This window comes from Paenibacillus sp. NAIST15-1 (genome assembly GCF_001894745.1).
GTDB classification, from domain to species: domain Bacteria; phylum Bacillota; class Bacilli; order Paenibacillales; family Paenibacillaceae; genus Paenibacillus_B; species Paenibacillus_B suaedae.
In genome coordinates, this window is sequence record NZ_BBYF01000003.1 from 634,512 (window position 1) to 652,363 (window position 17,852).

Genomic DNA, 17,852 nt, shown 5'->3' on the forward strand with positions numbered 1-17,852 from the left:
CGCAAGAAACTCAACCGTCAACTTTTACAAAAACTGAAATGGCTCGGTATTTGTGGAAGAAGCTACGAATTGTGTCGATACTCCCTTGTCAGATGCCACCTGCTGCAGGCGTCCTGCGACATCCTGCTTCATCATCTTCTCTGCATTATGGCCCGGATCAATTATTGCAAGACCTGCAGCGAGTGCATCGTGGGCAGTGTGGTAATCCACATCTCCCGTGACGAGCACATCCGCTCCGTGGAATATCGCATGATGGATATATCGGGCGCCTGAACCGCCGAGGACAGCAACCTTGCGCACAGAACGATCCAGATTGCCGACCACACGTACATTCGATACCTCGAAGCTGCTCTTCACCTGCTCTGATAATTGATGAAGAGTTACAGCTTCAGTCAGCTTGCCTACTCGGCCCAAGCCATACTCTGTTCCTTGAATATCTACAGGGTAGAGATCATAAGCGACTTCCTCGTATGGATGCGCCTTAAACATCGCTTGCAGCACACGGCTTCGAACCGACTTCGGAATAATTGTCTCAATTCGTACTTCTGGTACATTCTCCAGCTTGCCCGCTTGTCCGATATGCGGATTCGTGCCGTCGCCAGGCTTGAACGTGCCGAAGCCTTCACTATTGAAGCTGCAATGGCTGTAGTTCCCGATGTGCCCAGCCCCGGCATCCAATATTGCAGCACGGACTTCATCTGCATGCGTCTGCGGTACAAATACAACCAGCTTGTGCATCTGCTCCTGCTGCAGCGTTTCGAGGACACGGACATTCGTAAGCTGGAGGCGTTCCGCCATCAAATCATTCATGCCCCCTACTGCCACATCGTAATTCGTGTGTGAGATGTATACCGAGATGTCATGCTTGATGAGCTTCTCATATAATCGGCCGGCAGGGGTATCTGTCTGTAAATGCTTCAAAGGTCGGAAAATGATTGCATGGTGAGCGATAATGAGGTTCGCTTGCTGAGCGATAGCTTCCTCCACGACCTCTTCATTCACATCGAGTGCAACGAGTACTTTCGCTACTTCCTTATTTAGCGAACCTAGTTGAAGCCCAATTCGATCATCTGGTACAGCCAATGACTTAGGCGCCAGCTGCTCCATCCACTGAATTATTGTTGACCCTTTCGCAAACATTCAATAATCGCCTCCAGTTCCGCTTTGTTCTGAACGAATACTTCTCGACGCTGCTTCGCCTCTTCACTCTCGGCCTGTTCCATTGTACGCAGTACACGCTCCCGCTTCGCTACTTCACGCTTCCATTTCTCAAAGAATACATCTGTAGGAGCTTGCGACAGCAGTGGGCCGAATTGCAGCAGCCACTCCTCTGACAGCATCTTCCCACATAATAAAGGCCGAGACTCGTACAGACGAGCGTTATGTGTCTCTGCTGATTCGAACTGGCGCTCTGCAAGCAGAACCTCATAAATTTTGCCGTCTTCCTCTAAAATATGCTCCTTAAGCAGTGCCCAGCCTTCCTTGCGAAGCCAGCGACGAACGATATCCTCGCCCACATTCGGCTGGAGGATGAGTCGCTTGACCCCCTCAAGCTTCTCAGGTTGAGCTGATAATATACTGACAATGAGGCTCCCCCCCATTCCAGCGATAGAAATGCAGTCCACCTCATTAGGCTCCAATACGGCAAGCCCATCACCAAGCCGGACCTGTACAATATTCTCCAAGCGAGATCCGAGCACTTGGCGTCTAGCTGCTTCATACGGACCTTGATTCACTTCACCTGCGACGCCATAAGAAATAATGCCTTGCTTCGCCAAATAAGATGGCAGCAGCGCATGGTCAGAACCGATATCTGCAAGTTTGCTGCCTTCAGGCACCCAATCCGCAATCCATTGTAGTCGTTTGGACAGTTTGATGTTCACGAATCCATTTCACCCACTGTTGTCTAAAGTAATATCCCATGTAAAACGTAATAAAAAGCTTCATTAGCATAAATAGCAGAACCTCGCCACCAGTATTAAGCTTCAGTGTGATGATTCTGCCAAGCCAAGCGGCCTCAGGCATATGCCAAGCAATCAGGGAAGCTATCAGCAGCCCTGCTGAAGCTGAAGGAAGAACACTGTGCATCACCCAAGCCATCCAGATGAATAATAAGCTCTCTGGAAGCCACAACCACTGCGTCTCAATGAGCGTAAGTTCTCCCCCCATTGAATAGAGAATTACCGCATAGGCGATCGCCAGCAGGAGCCAACCGAAACCCTGCATTCCGCCGCGCCGCAGTAGCAATCCTGTTATGATCCATAAGAGCCCTGCTCCAATCAGCCACAGCGCCACGCCATACCAGGAAAGCCATTGATGCAGCATGAGAATGGCAAGCGCGCCAAGCATGCTTACAGCGTTGCCGAGACTTATAAATACCGCGATTTGCACTTTACTTTTCTTTACCGCATACTTTGAATTGAAGACGGCAAGCCCATAGTTAATAAGGGCAAATAAGGCGACAGCCCCAATTTGCATTGGAATGTCAAAAGCGGTAAAATGAAATCCAGCAGTACAGAACAAACCAGAAATGATAAATAACGCCAGCCATTTGGCGGCAGGAAGATCGGCCAGCCATTCCGCGAAGCGTCTGTTAGATACCACAGACGGCTCAGCTGCTTCTGTTGATTCTGGCAGTTGGTACAATTGAGCAAGGAATTCGCAATAGCGTTCCGGCAATAATCGATTATGTCTCCAACGTGCAATTTCCTGCGACATCCATTGGCGCTGCTTCTGATCCATGAGGCTTGTCACGCTCCTGTGTGGGAATACCTTACATGGCGACAAAAGACCTTCCCCACGCATACTGCGCGCAAGAAGGTCTCGTCGTTAGCCACTATTCAAGAAAATCTTTAAGTCGCTTGCTGCGGCTCGGATGACGCAATTTACGAAGTGCTTTCGCTTCAATTTGGCGAATCCGTTCGCGTGTGACACCGAATACCTTGCCTACCTCTTCCAAGGTGCGAGTACGGCCGTCATCGAGACCAAAGCGCAAACGAAGCACATTTTCTTCACGTTCTGTCAATGTGTCAAGGACATCCTCCAACTGCTCCTTCAACAGCTCATATGCTGCCGCATCAGCAGGTGCCAATGCTTCTTGATCCTCAATGAAGTCTCCCAAGTGAGAATCGTCTTCTTCACCAATTGGTGTCTCAAGCGATACCGGTTCCTGAGCAATCTTCATGATCTCGCGTACTTTCTCAACACTAAGCTCCATCTCTGCTGCAATTTCTTCTGGAGTTGGTTCGCGCCCAAGTTCTTGAAGCAATTGACGGGATACACGGACAAGCTTATTAATCGTTTCTACCATATGAACAGGGATACGGATTGTACGCGCTTGGTCGGCAATCGCTCTTGTAATCGCTTGGCGAATCCACCATGTTGCATACGTACTGAACTTGTATCCTTTGCTGTAGTCGAATTTCTCAACAGCCTTAATCAGTCCCATATTTCCTTCTTGAATCAAATCGAGGAACAGCATTCCACGTCCAACATAACGCTTCGCAATGCTTACTACGAGGCGCAAGTTCGCTTCCGTCAAGCGTTTCTTCGCTTCTTCGTCCTCCTGCTCAATTCGCTTCGCAAGTTCGATCTCTTCTTCTGCTGACAAGAGCGGAACACGGCCGATCTCTTTTAAGTACATCCGAACCGGGTCATTAATCTTAATTCCCGGTGGCAGCGATAAGTCATCATCGAAATGGAAATCTTCGTTATCCCCATTCTCCCGATCACCATTATTGCGATTGCCCATTCCATCTTCCGTTTCATTTACCACTTCAATGCCCAAATCAGATAGCTGTTCATAAAACTCATCCATCTGCTCAGGGTCTTGATCGAACGTCGATAACTTTTCAGTAATATCTTTATAGCTGAGCGAGCCGCGCTTTTTACCGAGCTCAATCAATTGATCCTTCACATGTTCCAACGCTGCTTCGGCATCTAGTCCAGTATGTTGATCATTCGCCATTTTCCGACTCCCTCCTCCCTAGAAACTTCTGCTTCCTACCGCTTCAGTTGTTGCTCTAGGGCTATAATATCTTGTGCAATTTGCGCGGCACGCAAGATGTCTCCAGAACGCTCCGCCTGCACCATTTCTTCCTTTTTACGCTCAATTTCACGATGCCTAGGCACTTTCAAGATCTGACCGATGTAATCGTCTAATAAGGCGGTGTCATTTCGCAATGGCACTTCAGCCATCGATATGGATGCAGCCGTTTTCTCTAATCGGTCATCTTGCAATGTCGCCAAATAACAACTGAAATCAGGCTCCTTGCCTTGCGCGTAATAAGCATATAGATAAGCGGCAAGTGCCGCATGATCATCTACATTGAATTGCTCACCAAGATTCCGCTCCACATAGTTGGACACTTCGATATCTTGGAACATTAGCGCCAGCAGACTGCGTTCTGCATAGACGTATGCTGGACGCAACACGGGCGGGGAGATAACTTGTTTATCATTCCTAACATTATTCCACCAATTGTCTTGATTATCCCCGTTTTGGTTGTTTTTTTGCAGTTTTTGACGGATATTCGCGCATTCTTGCTTCAAAGAAGCAATCGCAGAATCCCCTGATAATTCAAGCAGTGAAGCGAGCTCCTTCAAATGCATCTCCCGTTCGACAGGAGATTCAACCTGCGCCACAACACGCAACGCCGCATCTTTGAAGCGCCGTTTGCCATCATCTTCTAGCAGTATATGATTTCGACGTAAAGATATAAGCTTGAATTTGGTTGGCGTAACAGCTGACGCGATGATCGCATGCCTGAACCGTTCAGCTCCGTGTGCCTTAATAAATTCATCAGGATCCATCCGATCAGGAAGCATGGCGACAGCAACATGAAGGCCGCTTCCCTCTAATAGGTCAATCGATTTCATGGCGGCTGCTTGTCCAGCATCATCGCCGTCATAACATAATGTAACACTATCCCCGAGCTGCTTCAGCAACTGGACATGCTCAGAGGTTAACGCAGTTCCCATTGTTGCAACGCCATTCATCACTTGGGCTTCCCACGCTTGAATAACGTCTGCAAATCCTTCAAACAGAACAATTTCTCCGCTGCGCTTAATGTGCGGTCTTGCTTGATGCACATTGTACAGCAGCTTCGATTTGTTGAATAGCATAGTCTCGGGTGAGTTCAAGTATTTGGGCTGACTTCCGTCCAGTACCCTACCTGCAAATCCAACAATGCGTCCCCGGCGATCCCATATCGGGAACATGACCCGGTTACGGAAACGATCGACATACCCTTCACCATTCGTTCTAGCCGATACGATACCGCCCTTCTCTACCAGAGCTAGGTCGAACTGCCGTTTCGTTAGAAACTTCACGATCATATCCCAATTCGGCGGTGCGTATCCAATCTGAAACTGTTCGATGAGCTTGTCATTAATGCCGCGTTCACGCAAATAGCGAAGCGCTTCCTGACCTTCCGTCGTATTCATTAATATGTAATGATACATCTTCGCAGTCAGTTCATGTGCTTCAATCAGCCGATCTTTCGCTTCATTCCGCGGATTGCGTTCAGCATACGAGTCACCGCTTCCCCATGTTATAGGAATGCCCGCCAACTCAGCTAGATGGGTAATCGCTTCAGGATAGGAATATCCTTCAAGGCCCATCACAAATTGAATGGCTGTCCCGCTCTTCCCGCAGCCGTAGCAATGGAAAATTTGCTTCTCCGGCGTGACCGTGAACGATGGTGTCTTCTCTGAATGAAAAGGGCAGAGCCCCTTCAAATATTTACCGTTCTTCGATAAGTGGACGTATTGTCCAACAATATCGACGATATCGTTGCGCTTCAATACTTCATCGCGAACTTCGTCAGGAATAAGTCCATATCCGTTCATCGTCAATCACCTTCATCTGAACACGTATTACTAATTCGCTATGGGCGCATTTTCTCCTGCTCACGAAGCAAAAGTTTTGTCAGTTTATGTTGGAAAATTTCGCGATCCTCTTCACTCATCGCTCGCGGACCTTTCGTTCGTAAACCTGCTCTTCTCGCTTTGCTTGAGATATGCCGCCTTGTCAGGTACTCATCTACATTATCGCCGGTCAGCTCGCTGCCTCTCGGCGTAAGTACGGATGCACCTCTTGGCAAACAGAGCGCGGCCAACCCGTAGTCGCCCGTAACCACTACGTCCCCTGACCGCGCTGTGTTGGCAATATAAATATCCGCCGCTTGAAACGCTTGATCCACAAAAACAGTATGAATATCAAGATTCATAAGCTGCCAGTCTGGAGCAAATGCAGCATAAGAAGCTACAAAAATAACTCCTGCACCCATTTCAATGGCTGCGGCAACAATTTCATTTTTCACAGGACAAGCATCGGCGTCTACTACGATTCGAAGTTTAGAAGACATGTTCTCACCATTTTCGTAAAGCGTCGGAACTTTCATTAATCGTTTCACCGTTTATATTATATACGCTGTATCGTTTAAAATTCCTGCTTCGAAATCCGGATTTCCTCTACATCAACTCAGTTTTTGTCGAATCGATGAAAATAAGGATGGAACATGTCGAAGAGAATCCGAAGAATCCCTTCTTCATGTTCCATCCATTTACAACAACTACCCTACTGTCCATAGACGATAAATCTCATTGTTGCTTATTACGCCCAGACAAGCTTGGAGAAATCTGCGAAGCGCTGAATGTCATTTGCAATATTCGCAAGCAAAGCCAAGCGGTTCACCCGCACCGCTTGATCCTCAGCCATAACCATCACTTGTTCGAAGAACGAATGGACTTCATCCTTCAGCTGGGACAATACGCTCAGTGCCTCTGATGGATTGCTATAAGCTGCTTCATAAGCTTCATGCACTCGCAGCCAGCTCTCATGAAGATTGCGTTCTGCATCCTGCTCGAACAGCTCAGAACGTATCTCCTTGCTGTCTGCTTTAGCAGCCAAATTGCCCACACGGTTGAACGATTCAACCGTCAGCTTGAACTCATCTGCCTGTACAGCACGCATAAGTGCTTCTCCACGAGCTACTGTGAGCTTCACATCGTCATAGCCAGCAGCCATTACCGCATCAACAACATCGTATCGAACGGAATCAGACAATACATTCTTCACCCGCAAGCCGAAGAATTCATACAATTCTTTACGAACTTCCTCACGTTCACGTTTCAACAATCCTGCTTGTTCATATACATCAAGCGTAATGTTGAAGATCGTATGCAAAGTAAGTGGAAGATTGCGTTCCAGTAGAATTTGCACAATACCTGTCGCCTGTCTCCGCAAGCCATATGGATCCTGCGACCCTGTCGGGATTATGCCGATCCCGAAGCAGCCAGTCAACGTATCCATCTTATCAGCCATACTGATTATCGAACCGACAAGTGAAGCTGGTGCTGGGTCGCCAGCGAATCTAGGCTTGTAATGCTCGTTGATTGCTTGGGCTACCGCCTCTGGTTCCCCTGCCTTGCGAGCGTAATCCTCACCCATAACCCCCTGCAATTCAGGGAATTCATAGACCATTTGCGTAACAAGGTCGAACTTGCAAATATCCGCTGCACGACTTACCCACAGCGCTGTCTCACGATCCGTCTGAACCGCCAGCGCCAATGCATCCGCAATTGCATGAATGCGGCGCACCTTATCCCCGATAGAGCCTAGCTCCTCGTGGAACACGATTGAATCTAGCTTGTGCACGCAATCGATAATTTTAAGCTTCTGATCTTCTTCATAGAAGAACTTCGCGTCAGACAGGCGTGCGCGCAGCACCTTCTCGTTCCCTTTTGCAACCATCTCCAATCCCTTGGAGTCACCGTTGCGCACGGTTACGAAGTAAGGAAGGAGCTGGCCCTCTGCATTCAATACAGGGAAGTAACGCTGATGCTCACGCATCGAAGTAATCAACACTTCTTGAGGAATGTTCAAGAACGCTTCATCGAATCCACCGAACAATACGGTAGGGGTTTCAACCAAGAACAGTACTTCTTCCAGCAAATCTTCCTTAATCGCAATGTGCCAATCCTTGCTCTTTGCAAGCTCTTGAATTTGGTTCTTAATATTTGCTTCGCGTTCTGCCACATCAACGATGACGGACTGTTCACGAAGGCGCTCCACGTATTGAAGCGGCGCATCAATAACCGCCTCATCACCAAGGAAACGATGACCACGAGTCGTGCGGCCCGCTTTTACGCCTGCAATTTCAAGTGGGATAATATCCTCGCCATGCAGAGCAACAATCCAGCGAATCGGACGAACGAAGCGCATATCCTTCGCACCCCAACGCATGTTTTTCGGGAAAGTCATTGCATGAATAATTGAAGTCAATCCCTCAACAAGAACATCCGCCGTATTCGTCCCAAGGCTGCTCTTATTCGCGTAGATATACTCGACTCCGTTCAACTCTTTGAAGAAGAATTCCGACGGATCTACGCCTTGACTGCGTGCAAATCCAAGGGCTGCCTTCGACCACTCACCGCTCGCATCGTGAGCAATCTTCTTGGCTGGCCCCTTCACTTCCTCATGAACGTCTGTCTGCTTATCTGCAACGTCCTGAATGAGCACTGCGAGACGTCTTGGTGTTGCATACGCAGATACCGTTCCGTATGCAATCCGCGATTCTGTCATCCAGCGTTCCGTACGCTCCTTCAGTTGTTCCATCGCACTGCGAATGAAACGTGCAGGCACTTCCTCTAAGCCAAGCTCGAGCAATAAATGTCTAGGCATCTTGTTCCTCTCCTTTCTTCAAGAGTGGGAAGCCAAGCTTCTCACGTTCTTCATAGTAAGTCGCAGCCACATGGCGCGCAAGATTGCGCACGCGTGTAATGTACCCTGTACGCTCCGTTACGCTAATCGCGCCGCGTGCGTCAAGCAGGTTGAATGTATGGGAGCATTTCAGCACATAATCATATGCTGGGAATACCAAATGAGCATCCATCGCACGATTTGCTTCTTTCTCATACATATTGAACAGCGTAAACAACATCTCCGTATCGCTTACTTCGAATGTATATTTCGAATGCTCGAATTCAGGCTGGTGGAATACGTCGCCATAAGCTACGCCTTCTACCCACTCCAAGTCGAACACATTTTCTTTGTCTTGAATATAGGACGCAAGGCGCTCCAAGCCGTACGTAATCTCTACAGCCACTGGATGTGCATCGATACCGCCCACCTGTTGGAAATAAGTAAACTGCGTAATTTCCATACCATCAAGCCATACTTCCCAACCTAGACCCCATGCACCCAAGGTTGGCGATTCCCAGTTATCCTCTACAAAACGAATATCGTGGATTGTCGGATCGATCCCCAGGCGGTTCAAACTCTCCAGATACAATTCTTGAATATTGTCTGGAGATGGCTTCAAAATAACTTGGAACTGGTGATGCTGGTACAATCGGTTCGGGTTCTCCCCGTAACGGCCGTCAGCTGGACGACGAGATGGCTCTACATAAGCTACATTCCATGGTTCTGGCCCGATGGAACGAAGGAAGGTCATCGGGTTCATCGTCCCTGCACCCTTCTCTACATCATACGGCTGTACGATGATGCAATTCTGCTCAGCCCAAAATTGCTGCAGCGTCAAGATCATTTGTTGAAAATTCACAGTCAGGACTCCTTTGCCTCATATTGACGGCATTGACGTATGGGAGAATGCAAAAAACTCCCGCCTCTACGCCTGATGCCAGACGTAGGGACGAGAGTTATATTCCCGCGGTTCCACCCTACTTGATCGAAATAAAGTCCGATCCACTTTCACATGAGCCTTGCTCCAAAGTGCCATTTCATTCGTTCGTTCGTTCAGGCTTCCACTGCCCCTGAATCGCTGCATTCAAACGCTGCGAACTACTTTCTTCTTCAACACAAGGTATACCTCAATTTATTGATTTATTATAGCGAAATGGATATTACTCGTCAAGCTGCGCCAGATCATATTTCTCCATCTGCTCAAGGAACTGCAATGATTTCAGACGTACCCCAACATGCGTATCCATGTAACCACGCATGCAAGCCCGAAGCTGCAGCTTAGTTGCAGGCTTCAATGTAATATTGCCCAGACGATGCAAGTCTGTCATCTCGAATTTTTGAAGCAATGCAAGCATTTGCAGATTGGCGACGTAATTCGCATGTTCCCTCGGCTTACAGCTTGCACACAGTGCACCACCTAACCGCCAACTAAAAGCAGCAAGCCTCTCCTCTGTACCGCAAGCGACGCATGCATGCAGTTGAGGAGCTACGCCAGTTCGCTGCCACAATTTCATCTCGAAGAGATGGGTTGTCACCTGTACATCCTTGCCTTGGGCAATAGCTTGCAAGTAGGCATGGAATTGATCAAACATTGGCCCCCCAGCTTCTTCATCATGCAGTGCCTTATCCACTAATTCAGCCGCATAGGACGCATAGGCTGCCAGATGGAGCTGCTCACGAAGCTGATGATTCGCCTCTACTATCTCACAAGAATTAAGAGTACCAATATGCCCCATTCCACGAAAGAACACGTACTCCCCATAAGTGAACAACTGAGTCGCCGCAGCATGTCGGCTGCGAACCTTTTTCGCGCCACGAACAAGAACACCGACTTTGCCGTGAGATTTCGTACAAAGTGTGATGATCTTATTGCCTTCCCCATAGTCCATGCTGCGGATGACAATTCCTTCAACCCGATATAACACTCTCGTCCTCCCATGATTGACGCTGCATAATCATAATTAATCTGTAGATTGCTCCACGATTGGCGCAATCTCTGTTGGGTGCTCCTCAAGCTCTTCAGTCATTCCTGCCTGCTTATATAGCAAGTAAGCGTCGACATCCCCCGTCTTCGCAAATACATTCCATGAAAAATCACGCATTGCTACAATCCCCTTTCGTTAAGAGAACCTTAATCAATGACATGCTCCTATGATGCCCGCAAGCAACAATAGTGGCAGTTATAGTTGCTGTACCTGAAGCGAACGTTCGAGGCAATATCTTCGGATACAGACCAGTAAGACTATGCGTCATCATTTAGGTTGTGCTGCTTAGAAGGGAATATCCATTGCAAAAATTGGAGTGTATGGTTTAGACCAGCCTGTTCCTCGCTTGATTTACTCGTGTCTAAAACCAAGATCGCGCAAGACTCGATCCTGATTTCGCCAATCTTTTTTGACTTTCACCCATAGCTCCATGAATGTCTTGGAACCGAGCAAGTTTTCGATATCCTGTCTCGCCAACTTTCCAATTTCTTTCAGCAAGGCACCCTGCTTGCCGATAACAATTCCTTTTTGTGAATCCCGTTCCACGAAAATAACTGCCGAGATATATACAACGCCATTCTCCTGCACACGCATATCCTCGATCGTTACCGCAATAGAATGAGGAATTTCTTCTCGCGTCAGGTGCAATATTTTCTCGCGAATCAATTCTGCAACGACGAATTGCTCCGGATGATCCGTAATTTGATCATCTGGATAGTACTGCGGGCCTTCTGGCAAATAGCCTCCGAGCACATCCAGCAGCCGGTTGACGTTACTTCCATTTATCGCCGAGATCGGCACAATCGCTGCGAAGTCGTGCAGCTCATTGTACTCTGTAATCATCGGCGGTAGAGCCTCTGGATGAACCTGATCGATTTTGTTCATGACGAGTATGACAGGAGTACGGACTTTTTTCAATTGTTCAATCACATATTTATCTCCGCCGCCAAGCCCAGCAGATACATCGACAAGGAAGAGGACAGCCTCTACCTCATTCAAGGTGTTCAGTGCCACATTGTTCATATAATCGCCGAGCTTCGACTTTCTCTTGTGGATACCAGGAGTGTCCAAAAATACAATTTGCGAGTGATCCGTTGTGTACACGCCATGAATTTTGTTGCGTGTCGTTTGCGGCTTATCTGACATAATGGCGATTTTCTGGCCGATCACATGGTTCATCAGTGTAGATTTGCCGACATTTGGGCGACCTACAATCGCGACGAAGCCCGATTTATACGTATTACGATTCATTTGATCTTGATTATGAAACATGAATTCCCCTCCAAAACTTCTCTGTATGTGCATACACGGCGCTCTGCCGTTCAATAACGACAATAGCGCCGTGTATGAATGTCTTCATCCGTGCATAACGCGCAGAATCGCACCAAGCAGCTTCATTCCCGGTTCGAAAAAGATAGCAACGCCAACTATAACGGCGAATACCGCCGTCACGAGCACGGCTCCTGCGGCGGTATCTTTGGCTACCTTCGCCAATGGATGCGGTTTCGGCATCACGAGATCGACGACAGATTCTACTGCGGTATTCAATAGTTCAGCTGAGATTACGATGGTAATGGCGAGTCCTAGCCACAGCCAGTCCGAAGTCGATATTTGCAGTACAGCCCCTAATAGAAGTGCCAACACACTCATTGCTGCATGTACCCTCATATTGCGCTGCGTTCGTATTGCGTAGGCTATTCCTGCGAAGGCAACACGAAAGGTATCGCTCCACGGACGCTTCATTAGCGGCGCAAACCTACCTTCTCTAGCACTGCTTCCTGCTTGTCCATCATAATTTGTTCACTTGGCTCATCCTGATGATCATATCCGAGCAAGTGCAGGAAGCCGTGAACAAACAAGAATCCAATTTCACGCTCCAAGGAGTGGCCATATTCATCCGCCTGCTCCTTGGCGCGTTCTGTTGAGATGATGATATCGCCAAGCAGATCATTCATCTCATCCAATTCTTGCTCATCCTCAATTTCGTATAGAATGTCCAATTCCTCTTCAACAGATTCGTTCAAGGCAAAGGACAATACATCTGTCGGACGATCAATTCCTCGATATTCACGATTTAACTCATGAATTTGCTCATTATCAACGAACGTTAACGCGACCTCTCCCTCTTGAATGCCCTCCATCGCCGCAGCTTCCTGTAGGATACGCTCCAGCAGATCAATTAGGGAAGGATCTATCGGGTAAATGTCTTGATCGTCATTCCATTCCAGCTTCATACTCGACATGTTCGTTGCTCCTTACTTGCAGTTTTAAGATGTACGTTCAACCGAATCAATCGCAGGCTACGACTTCGGAGCTTCCGCTGCAGCACCCGCGTCCTTATTCTTCAACTTCGAGTCATCCGGATACTCAATACGGGAGTGGAAGATTCCCATTACAGTCTCCTTCAGTGACTGAGCAACAATATCCAGCTCGCGCAGTGTCAGATCACATTCGTTGAACTGATTGTCGTCCATCCGATCCTTCACAATTTTATGAATCATCGATTCAATTTGCTCGACCGTCGGATGACGAAGTGAACGCACTGCAGCTTCCACACAATCCGCTATCCCTACAATAGCCGCTTCCTTCGATTGAGCTTTAGGCCCAGGATAACGGAAATCATCCTCAGTAAAGTCAGGCTCAATACCCTGTTCTTCCGCCTGCTTCTTCGCTTTGAAGTAGAAATACTTCAAGAAGGTTGTACCATGATGCTGTTCAGCAATATCTCGTATCGGCTTCGGCAGCTTGTAATCCTTCAGCATCTCAGCGCCGTCTCTGGCATGAGCAACGATAATGGACGTACTCAGCTTCGGATCGATTTGATCATGCGGGTTGTCCATATTCGTCTGATTCTCAATAAAGTAACTTGGACGCTTCGTTTTGCCGATATCATGATAGTAGGCACCTACTCGACACAGCAGTCCATTCGCACCAATCGATTCCGCAGCCTGTTCAGACAGGTTCCCTACCATCACGCTATGATGATAGGTTCCCGGTGTTTCTGTCAGAAGTTTGCGCAGTAATGGATGGTTCGGATTGGACAATTCAACCAGCTTAAGTGCAGACAAAATGCCAAATGTAACTTCAAAAAACGGCATCAGTCCGAGTACAAGGACTGATGTGAGCAGTCCGCTGGCAAAAGCAAATGCAGCCGACAGCATCGTATGACTCTGATTCATTGGCTCTCCATATAGCATGGACAGCGTCAGAGCTGTTACACTGCCGAAGATACATACCATAATGCCTGCCTTCAAGATCGTGGAGCGTTGGCTTGCACGATGAATGGCGAATATCGCTGCGTAACTGGTCACGAGCGCAAAAAATCCAAAATGGAAATCAAACAACGTGCCTTGGTTGGTGTTCAAGATCATCCCCGCAAGGATACTCAGAACGACTGCACATATATACGCTAGCGGCAGATCGATGAGCAGGGTAATCAGCATAACCCCCATCGCAGTTGGTGCAACATACCCAATATAAGGGATTTCCTTCGTCTGCGCGTAGCCGATTATATGAATCGCAATAATATTGATTATGAAAATCAACACAAGCATCAGCAACTGCACGTTGTTGAACTTGAAATGAGTATGGCTTGATTGACGCATAAACATAAACAAGACGAGCGAGAACATCACCGACAGAAGCAACAAGCCAAATTGCGGCCAGTAGTTAACTTCTGATTTCAAAAGATCGTTCTCTTTCAGCAAATCATAAGTCTCTTGAGAGATAACCTGCCCTTTTTTAATAAAGATATCGCCCTGCTTAATGAAGATTGGCTGCGTGTTCTCCCGCGCCTGAACCTTTGCATCCTTCGTTGCGTCATCATTGTAGAACTTGTTCGGCGTAATGCAGAGGCGAACGAGCTCCTGCACCACCTCGCGAGCAGAGCGCTTATCCAGCGAGCTTGCATTGACGTATTCCGGTACCTTGGCACGCGGCACAGAGGCATCTGGAACCGCGTCAGCCATCAGCTTAGACACTAGTTCCCGAGCAACAGGCTTCATTTGTGCGACGTCTTCTTTAGTCAAGCGTGCAATTTTCAGATACGTTTCTTCAGGGATATCGTACTTCTGCTCGTCAATGCGTTTCTTTACTTCGTCAAGCAGTGTACTCGAATATGTATCCTTATTGCGGCTTGTCGTCAGAAACTCCCTAAGATACTTATTGACCTCATCAGGGATGACGGTGCGATATAAGCTGATCTTCTGTGCGTACGATATGAGCTCATCGTCATTTAACTGGTCGATACGCTCGAACAGAGAATCGATTAAGCGCTCATTTTTGAGCGAGATAATCTCATAAATGGGCTGTACGCGCTCAGCAGCCTGCTCTTGAGCTTTAAGCGTTGCCTTCTTATCTGGGATTTGAATCGGTGCGATAATATCCTTCTCACTCTTCGCATTGACTTCAATATCCAGCTTCTCTGGCAGAATGCTCGGCGCCAAACTGAAATAAAATAATAATGTTAATAAGAAAAACAGAAGAAAACGTACGCCTACGCTATACTTCCATCCCGTCATATTCACTTGACGTTTGCTATTTCCGTTGCCGGAACGATTTGTCTGTAGCATAGAGAACAGTCCTCTCTATCCTTGGTTTTCGCTTTCCTTCTGGTAAGCTGTAATAATTTTCTGCACTAAGGAATGACGAACGACATCCTGCTCGGCAAAATGCACGAATCCGATCTCCTCAATCCCGTTCAAGATTCGCCCTGCTTCCACGAGACCAGATCTCTTACCGCGAGGCAAATCAATTTGGGTAATATCCCCGGTAATGACCATCTTCGATCCGAAACCAAGTCGTGTCAGGAACATCTTCATTTGCTCAGGCGTCGTGTTCTGTGCCTCATCCAATATGATGAACGCATCATCCAGCGTCCGTCCCCGCATATAGGCGAGAGGCGCAATCTCAATCAATCCACGCTCAAGAGCCTTAGCAACCTGTTCCGTGCCCATCACGTCATACAGCGCATCATAGAGAGGGCGCAAATACGGATCTACCTTCTCTTGCAAATCTCCAGGCAAGAAACCAAGGTTCTCTCCGGCTTCTACTGCAGGCCGAGTCAAAACGATTCGCTTGACGGCTCCTTCTTTCAACGCAACGACGGCAAGTACAACGGCAAGATACGTTTTCCCTGTACCTGCAGGCCCTACACCGAATACGATGTCTCTCTTCTTAATCGTTGATACATAATGCCGCTGACCTATTGTCTTAACGCGGATCGGTTTGCCGCGGTATGTATGTGCGATTTCGCCCCTGAATAAATCAAGCAGCTCATCAACCTTCCATTCCTGCGCTAAATCGACTGCATACATGATATCCCGTTCAGACAGGATAATATTGTTGCGAATCAGCTCGAGCAGAACGAGGAATAACTGCTCCAATTTTTCAGTTTCTTCCGCTTCCCCCGTAATGACAACCTCCGCCTCGCGCGATGTCACTAGTGCAACTGTACGGCTTTGAATCAAGCGCAGATGCTTATCTTGCGGCCCGAACAGGGCTAGTCCTTCAGCAGCATTTTGTAGTGAAATTTTAACAGTCTGTTGTTGCGACAAAAACCTCAGTCTCCTTGTATTCAGTGTCCTTGTTCATGTGGTTCTGATTCCGGTTGTGATTTCTGTTCAAACTGGCGAACAAGCGGAAGTTCTTCCGCTATTGATTGCTCCACTTCAAAAAGCACCTTCATGACCACTTTACCATTGTCCGTCTTCTGATGCAAAATTTTTTCCGAATGAATGCGGGCATTAGGTCCGTTCTTGCCGAGCACATCCGCCCTAGCTTGCTTCAGTCCTGCCTCTGCAGCTTGCGTCTCCGTTCGTTCCTCAGATGCGAACTGAACTTCCTTAATTTTCTCATTCGTCCAGCCAATAGGCAGCGACAACTGCCTCCATTTCAGCGTGTTGTCCTCCTGCAGCTGCTCATAATGAGCATAAGGAATATCTCCGAATCCAGAGACCATAAGCCTCCGGTTGCCTGTCACGATATATTTTCTTTCTTTCTCTTCCCCTGTGTATACTTTATGCTTCATTACGAGCGGCGAGGAAATCTCATATTGGTGCCAGACGAGCCCTCTTGCTTCTCCCCTGGCCGCCACATCCTTCGGTTCAGTTTCAGTTCCAACGGCCCCGGAAATAAGTACAGCGCCTTTTTTGACGCGGGCATTGCGGGCAACGACAGCTCGTCCATTTTCCGCGATAATATCAGTTACGATTGCATCCTCTGAAGCAACAATATGTCTTGGATTAACCAATTTCAATGAGTCGGGCTTCGTTGCTTCAATCACTTGAATTGATACCCTGGTCCCTTCCCAATTGACTCCCACCCATGATGCCTCTTTCAGCTTCGTGTGCATCGCCTTCGCAATTAGATCAGGGTCACGCAGACGGAATGTCCACTGAAAAGGATATATCCCCTGCTCCTTCGCAGCCGCAAGCACCTGCTCTGTTGGTATGCGATCATTGCCCTTCACATCAATGGACCATACCAGCGAGGAGAGCATGTACAATCCAAGCATAAACATAGCGAAACCAATCAAGAAGAACTTGCGGCGGAGGACTCGTCTCAACGCAAAAGGCCATCCTATCCGCTGCTCCACATGAACCCGACAGCCTGTCTGCTTCAAAATGGGCCTCAGGTTAAAATAATCAGACAGCAGTACATAGCACTGGAAGTCTTGGAACGAAGTCCGCTGCACATCCCACACTTGGATTTGTTTAGAGACGACAGCATTAATAAAAGACTCCGCATTCCCTCCTCGAATGCGAACCCGAACATAGCCGCGAGCATTGGCCAACGTAGGTGCCTTCACTTCATTTCCCCCGTTCCATTGTATGTGATATTGCGTATGATTCCTTCAATACGTATCTCTTCCGTCCATATCGCCCGAATAACAAGCTCTGATCCGGATATCTCTAGTTCTCCATTGGTTAGCGCCAACCGAACCAGCTCGTTCGAAAAATGCACAATCCCGCGGTGGTTCTCAACGATAAGATGCCGATTTCCAATCATGGCTAACCGGGGCGTATCCGATAATGTATCCTGCGGCAGATCCAGCCAATTCGCTGTCCAGTTGCTTAATTTGCGGCCAAAGCGACTCATTTTGCGACGGGCCCCCTTCCTATTCGTTACAATTTATGCGCAGAATGACGCGATTATAACGA

General features: G+C 47.9%; 18 protein-coding genes. All 18 read right to left on the reverse strand.

The window, feature by feature from the left end:
- Positions 1 to 24: 24 nt before the first annotated feature.
- Complete coding sequence (locus PBN151_RS10600) at positions 25 to 1,140, reverse strand: Nif3-like dinuclear metal center hexameric protein (RefSeq protein ID WP_065290497.1); 1,116 nt, start codon at positions 1,138 to 1,140, stop codon at positions 25 to 27.
- Entirely contained in the window at positions 1,116 to 1,883 is a 768-nt protein-coding gene (locus PBN151_RS10605) for a tRNA (adenine(22)-N(1))-methyltransferase (RefSeq protein WP_072728891.1), read from the reverse strand. The genes PBN151_RS10600 and PBN151_RS10605 overlap by 25 nt, the downstream gene beginning before the upstream one ends.
- Positions 1,831 to 2,742 carry a hypothetical protein gene (locus tag PBN151_RS10610; RefSeq protein WP_072728892.1) on the reverse strand — a complete coding sequence of 304 codons (912 nt, stop codon included), beginning with the start codon at positions 2,740 to 2,742 and terminating at the stop codon, positions 1,831 to 1,833. The genes PBN151_RS10605 and PBN151_RS10610 overlap by 53 nt, the downstream gene beginning before the upstream one ends.
- 94 nt (positions 2,743 to 2,836) lie before the next feature.
- The gene (gene rpoD / locus PBN151_RS10615; RefSeq protein WP_021256791.1) at positions 2,837 to 3,967 is read right to left on the reverse strand and encodes an RNA polymerase sigma factor RpoD; all 1,131 of its coding nucleotides are present in this window, start codon (positions 3,965 to 3,967) and stop codon (positions 2,837 to 2,839) included.
- Between the two features lie 35 nt (positions 3,968 to 4,002).
- The gene (gene dnaG, locus PBN151_RS10620) at positions 4,003 to 5,850 is read right to left on the reverse strand and encodes a DNA primase (RefSeq protein ID WP_028531287.1); all 1,848 of its coding nucleotides are present in this window, start codon (positions 5,848 to 5,850) and stop codon (positions 4,003 to 4,005) included.
- A gap of 38 nt (positions 5,851 to 5,888) precedes the next feature.
- Complete coding sequence (locus tag PBN151_RS10625) at positions 5,889 to 6,368, reverse strand: YaiI/YqxD family protein (RefSeq protein WP_028531288.1); 480 nt, start codon at positions 6,366 to 6,368, stop codon at positions 5,889 to 5,891.
- A 248-nt stretch (positions 6,369 to 6,616) separates the two neighbouring features.
- The gene (gene glyS, locus PBN151_RS10630; RefSeq protein ID WP_072728893.1) at positions 6,617 to 8,686 is read right to left on the reverse strand and encodes a glycine--tRNA ligase subunit beta; all 2,070 of its coding nucleotides are present in this window, start codon (positions 8,684 to 8,686) and stop codon (positions 6,617 to 6,619) included.
- Positions 8,679 to 9,566 carry a glycine--tRNA ligase subunit alpha gene (gene glyQ, locus PBN151_RS10635; RefSeq protein WP_021258134.1) on the reverse strand — a complete coding sequence of 296 codons (888 nt, stop codon included), beginning with the start codon at positions 9,564 to 9,566 and terminating at the stop codon, positions 8,679 to 8,681. Before glyQ ends, glyS begins: the two co-directional genes overlap by 8 nt.
- A 66-nt stretch (positions 9,567 to 9,632) precedes the next feature.
- Positions 9,633 to 9,791: a hypothetical protein gene (locus PBN151_RS31870; RefSeq protein ID WP_227774559.1), complete on the reverse strand. Its 159-nt coding sequence runs from the start codon at positions 9,789 to 9,791 to the stop codon at positions 9,633 to 9,635.
- Positions 9,792 to 9,867: 76 nt separating this feature from the next.
- Positions 9,868 to 10,632 carry a DNA repair protein RecO gene (gene recO, locus PBN151_RS10640; RefSeq protein ID WP_021256796.1) on the reverse strand — a complete coding sequence of 255 codons (765 nt, stop codon included), beginning with the start codon at positions 10,630 to 10,632 and terminating at the stop codon, positions 9,868 to 9,870.
- Between the two features lie 36 nt (positions 10,633 to 10,668).
- Entirely contained in the window at positions 10,669 to 10,809 is a 141-nt protein-coding gene (locus PBN151_RS10645) for a YqzL family protein (RefSeq protein ID WP_072728894.1), read from the reverse strand.
- A gap of 234 nt (positions 10,810 to 11,043) precedes the next feature.
- Entirely contained in the window at positions 11,044 to 11,964 is a 921-nt protein-coding gene (gene era, locus PBN151_RS10650) for a GTPase Era (RefSeq protein ID WP_370510413.1), read from the reverse strand.
- 84 nt (positions 11,965 to 12,048) lie between these two features.
- Complete coding sequence (locus PBN151_RS10655) at positions 12,049 to 12,435, reverse strand: diacylglycerol kinase family protein (RefSeq protein WP_072728895.1); 387 nt, start codon at positions 12,433 to 12,435, stop codon at positions 12,049 to 12,051.
- Entirely contained in the window at positions 12,435 to 12,935 is a 501-nt protein-coding gene (ybeY, locus tag PBN151_RS10660; protein WP_072728896.1) for an rRNA maturation RNase YbeY, read from the reverse strand. Before ybeY ends, PBN151_RS10655 begins: the two co-directional genes overlap by 1 nt.
- Before the next feature lie 57 nt (positions 12,936 to 12,992).
- Entirely contained in the window at positions 12,993 to 15,263 is a 2,271-nt protein-coding gene (locus tag PBN151_RS10665) for an HD family phosphohydrolase (protein WP_072728897.1), read from the reverse strand.
- A gap of 15 nt (positions 15,264 to 15,278) precedes the next feature.
- The gene (locus tag PBN151_RS10670) at positions 15,279 to 16,247 is read right to left on the reverse strand and encodes a PhoH family protein (RefSeq protein WP_072728898.1); all 969 of its coding nucleotides are present in this window, start codon (positions 16,245 to 16,247) and stop codon (positions 15,279 to 15,281) included.
- A gap of 20 nt (positions 16,248 to 16,267) precedes the next feature.
- Positions 16,268 to 17,500, reverse strand: coding sequence for a sporulation protein YqfD (gene yqfD, locus PBN151_RS10675; RefSeq protein ID WP_072728899.1), 1,233 nt, complete (start codon positions 17,498 to 17,500; stop codon positions 16,268 to 16,270).
- Positions 17,497 to 17,790, reverse strand: coding sequence for a sporulation protein YqfC (yqfC, locus tag PBN151_RS10680; RefSeq protein ID WP_021256803.1), 294 nt, complete (start codon positions 17,788 to 17,790; stop codon positions 17,497 to 17,499). The genes yqfD and yqfC overlap by 4 nt, the downstream gene beginning before the upstream one ends.
- Positions 17,791 to 17,852: the final 62 nt, after the last annotated feature.

Coding starts and splice junctions, on each gene's coding strand:
- PBN151_RS10610 (WP_072728892.1), bottom strand. CDS start 2,742: ATGGATCAGAAGCAGCGCCAATGGATGTCGCAGGAAATTGCACGTTGG.
- PBN151_RS10655 (WP_072728895.1), bottom strand. CDS start 12,435: ATGAAGCGTCCGTGGAGCGATACCTTTCGTGTTGCCTTCGCAGGAATA.
- PBN151_RS10625 (WP_028531288.1), bottom strand. CDS start 6,368: ATGTCTTCTAAACTTCGAATCGTAGTAGACGCCGATGCTTGTCCTGTG.
- ybeY (WP_072728896.1), bottom strand. CDS start 12,935: ATGTCGAGTATGAAGCTGGAATGGAATGACGATCAAGACATTTACCCG.
- PBN151_RS10645 (WP_072728894.1), bottom strand. CDS start 10,809: ATGCGTGATTTTTCATGGAATGTATTTGCGAAGACGGGGGATGTCGAC.
- era (WP_370510413.1), bottom strand. CDS start 11,964: ATGTTTCATAATCAAGATCAAATGAATCGTAATACGTATAAATCGGGC.
- yqfC (WP_021256803.1), bottom strand. CDS start 17,790: ATGAGTCGCTTTGGCCGCAAATTAAGCAACTGGACAGCGAATTGGCTG.
- PBN151_RS10600 (WP_065290497.1), bottom strand. CDS start 1,140: ATGTTTGCGAAAGGGTCAACAATAATTCAGTGGATGGAGCAGCTGGCG.
- dnaG (WP_028531287.1), bottom strand. CDS start 5,850: ATGAACGGATATGGACTTATTCCTGACGAAGTTCGCGATGAAGTATTG.
- glyS (WP_072728893.1), bottom strand. CDS start 8,686: ATGCCTAGACATTTATTGCTCGAGCTTGGCTTAGAGGAAGTGCCTGCA.
- PBN151_RS10665 (WP_072728897.1), bottom strand. CDS start 15,263: ATGCTACAGACAAATCGTTCCGGCAACGGAAATAGCAAACGTCAAGTG.
- rpoD (WP_021256791.1), bottom strand. CDS start 3,967: ATGGCGAATGATCAACATACTGGACTAGATGCCGAAGCAGCGTTGGAA.
- PBN151_RS31870 (WP_227774559.1), bottom strand. CDS start 9,791: ATGCAGCGATTCAGGGGCAGTGGAAGCCTGAACGAACGAACGAATGAA.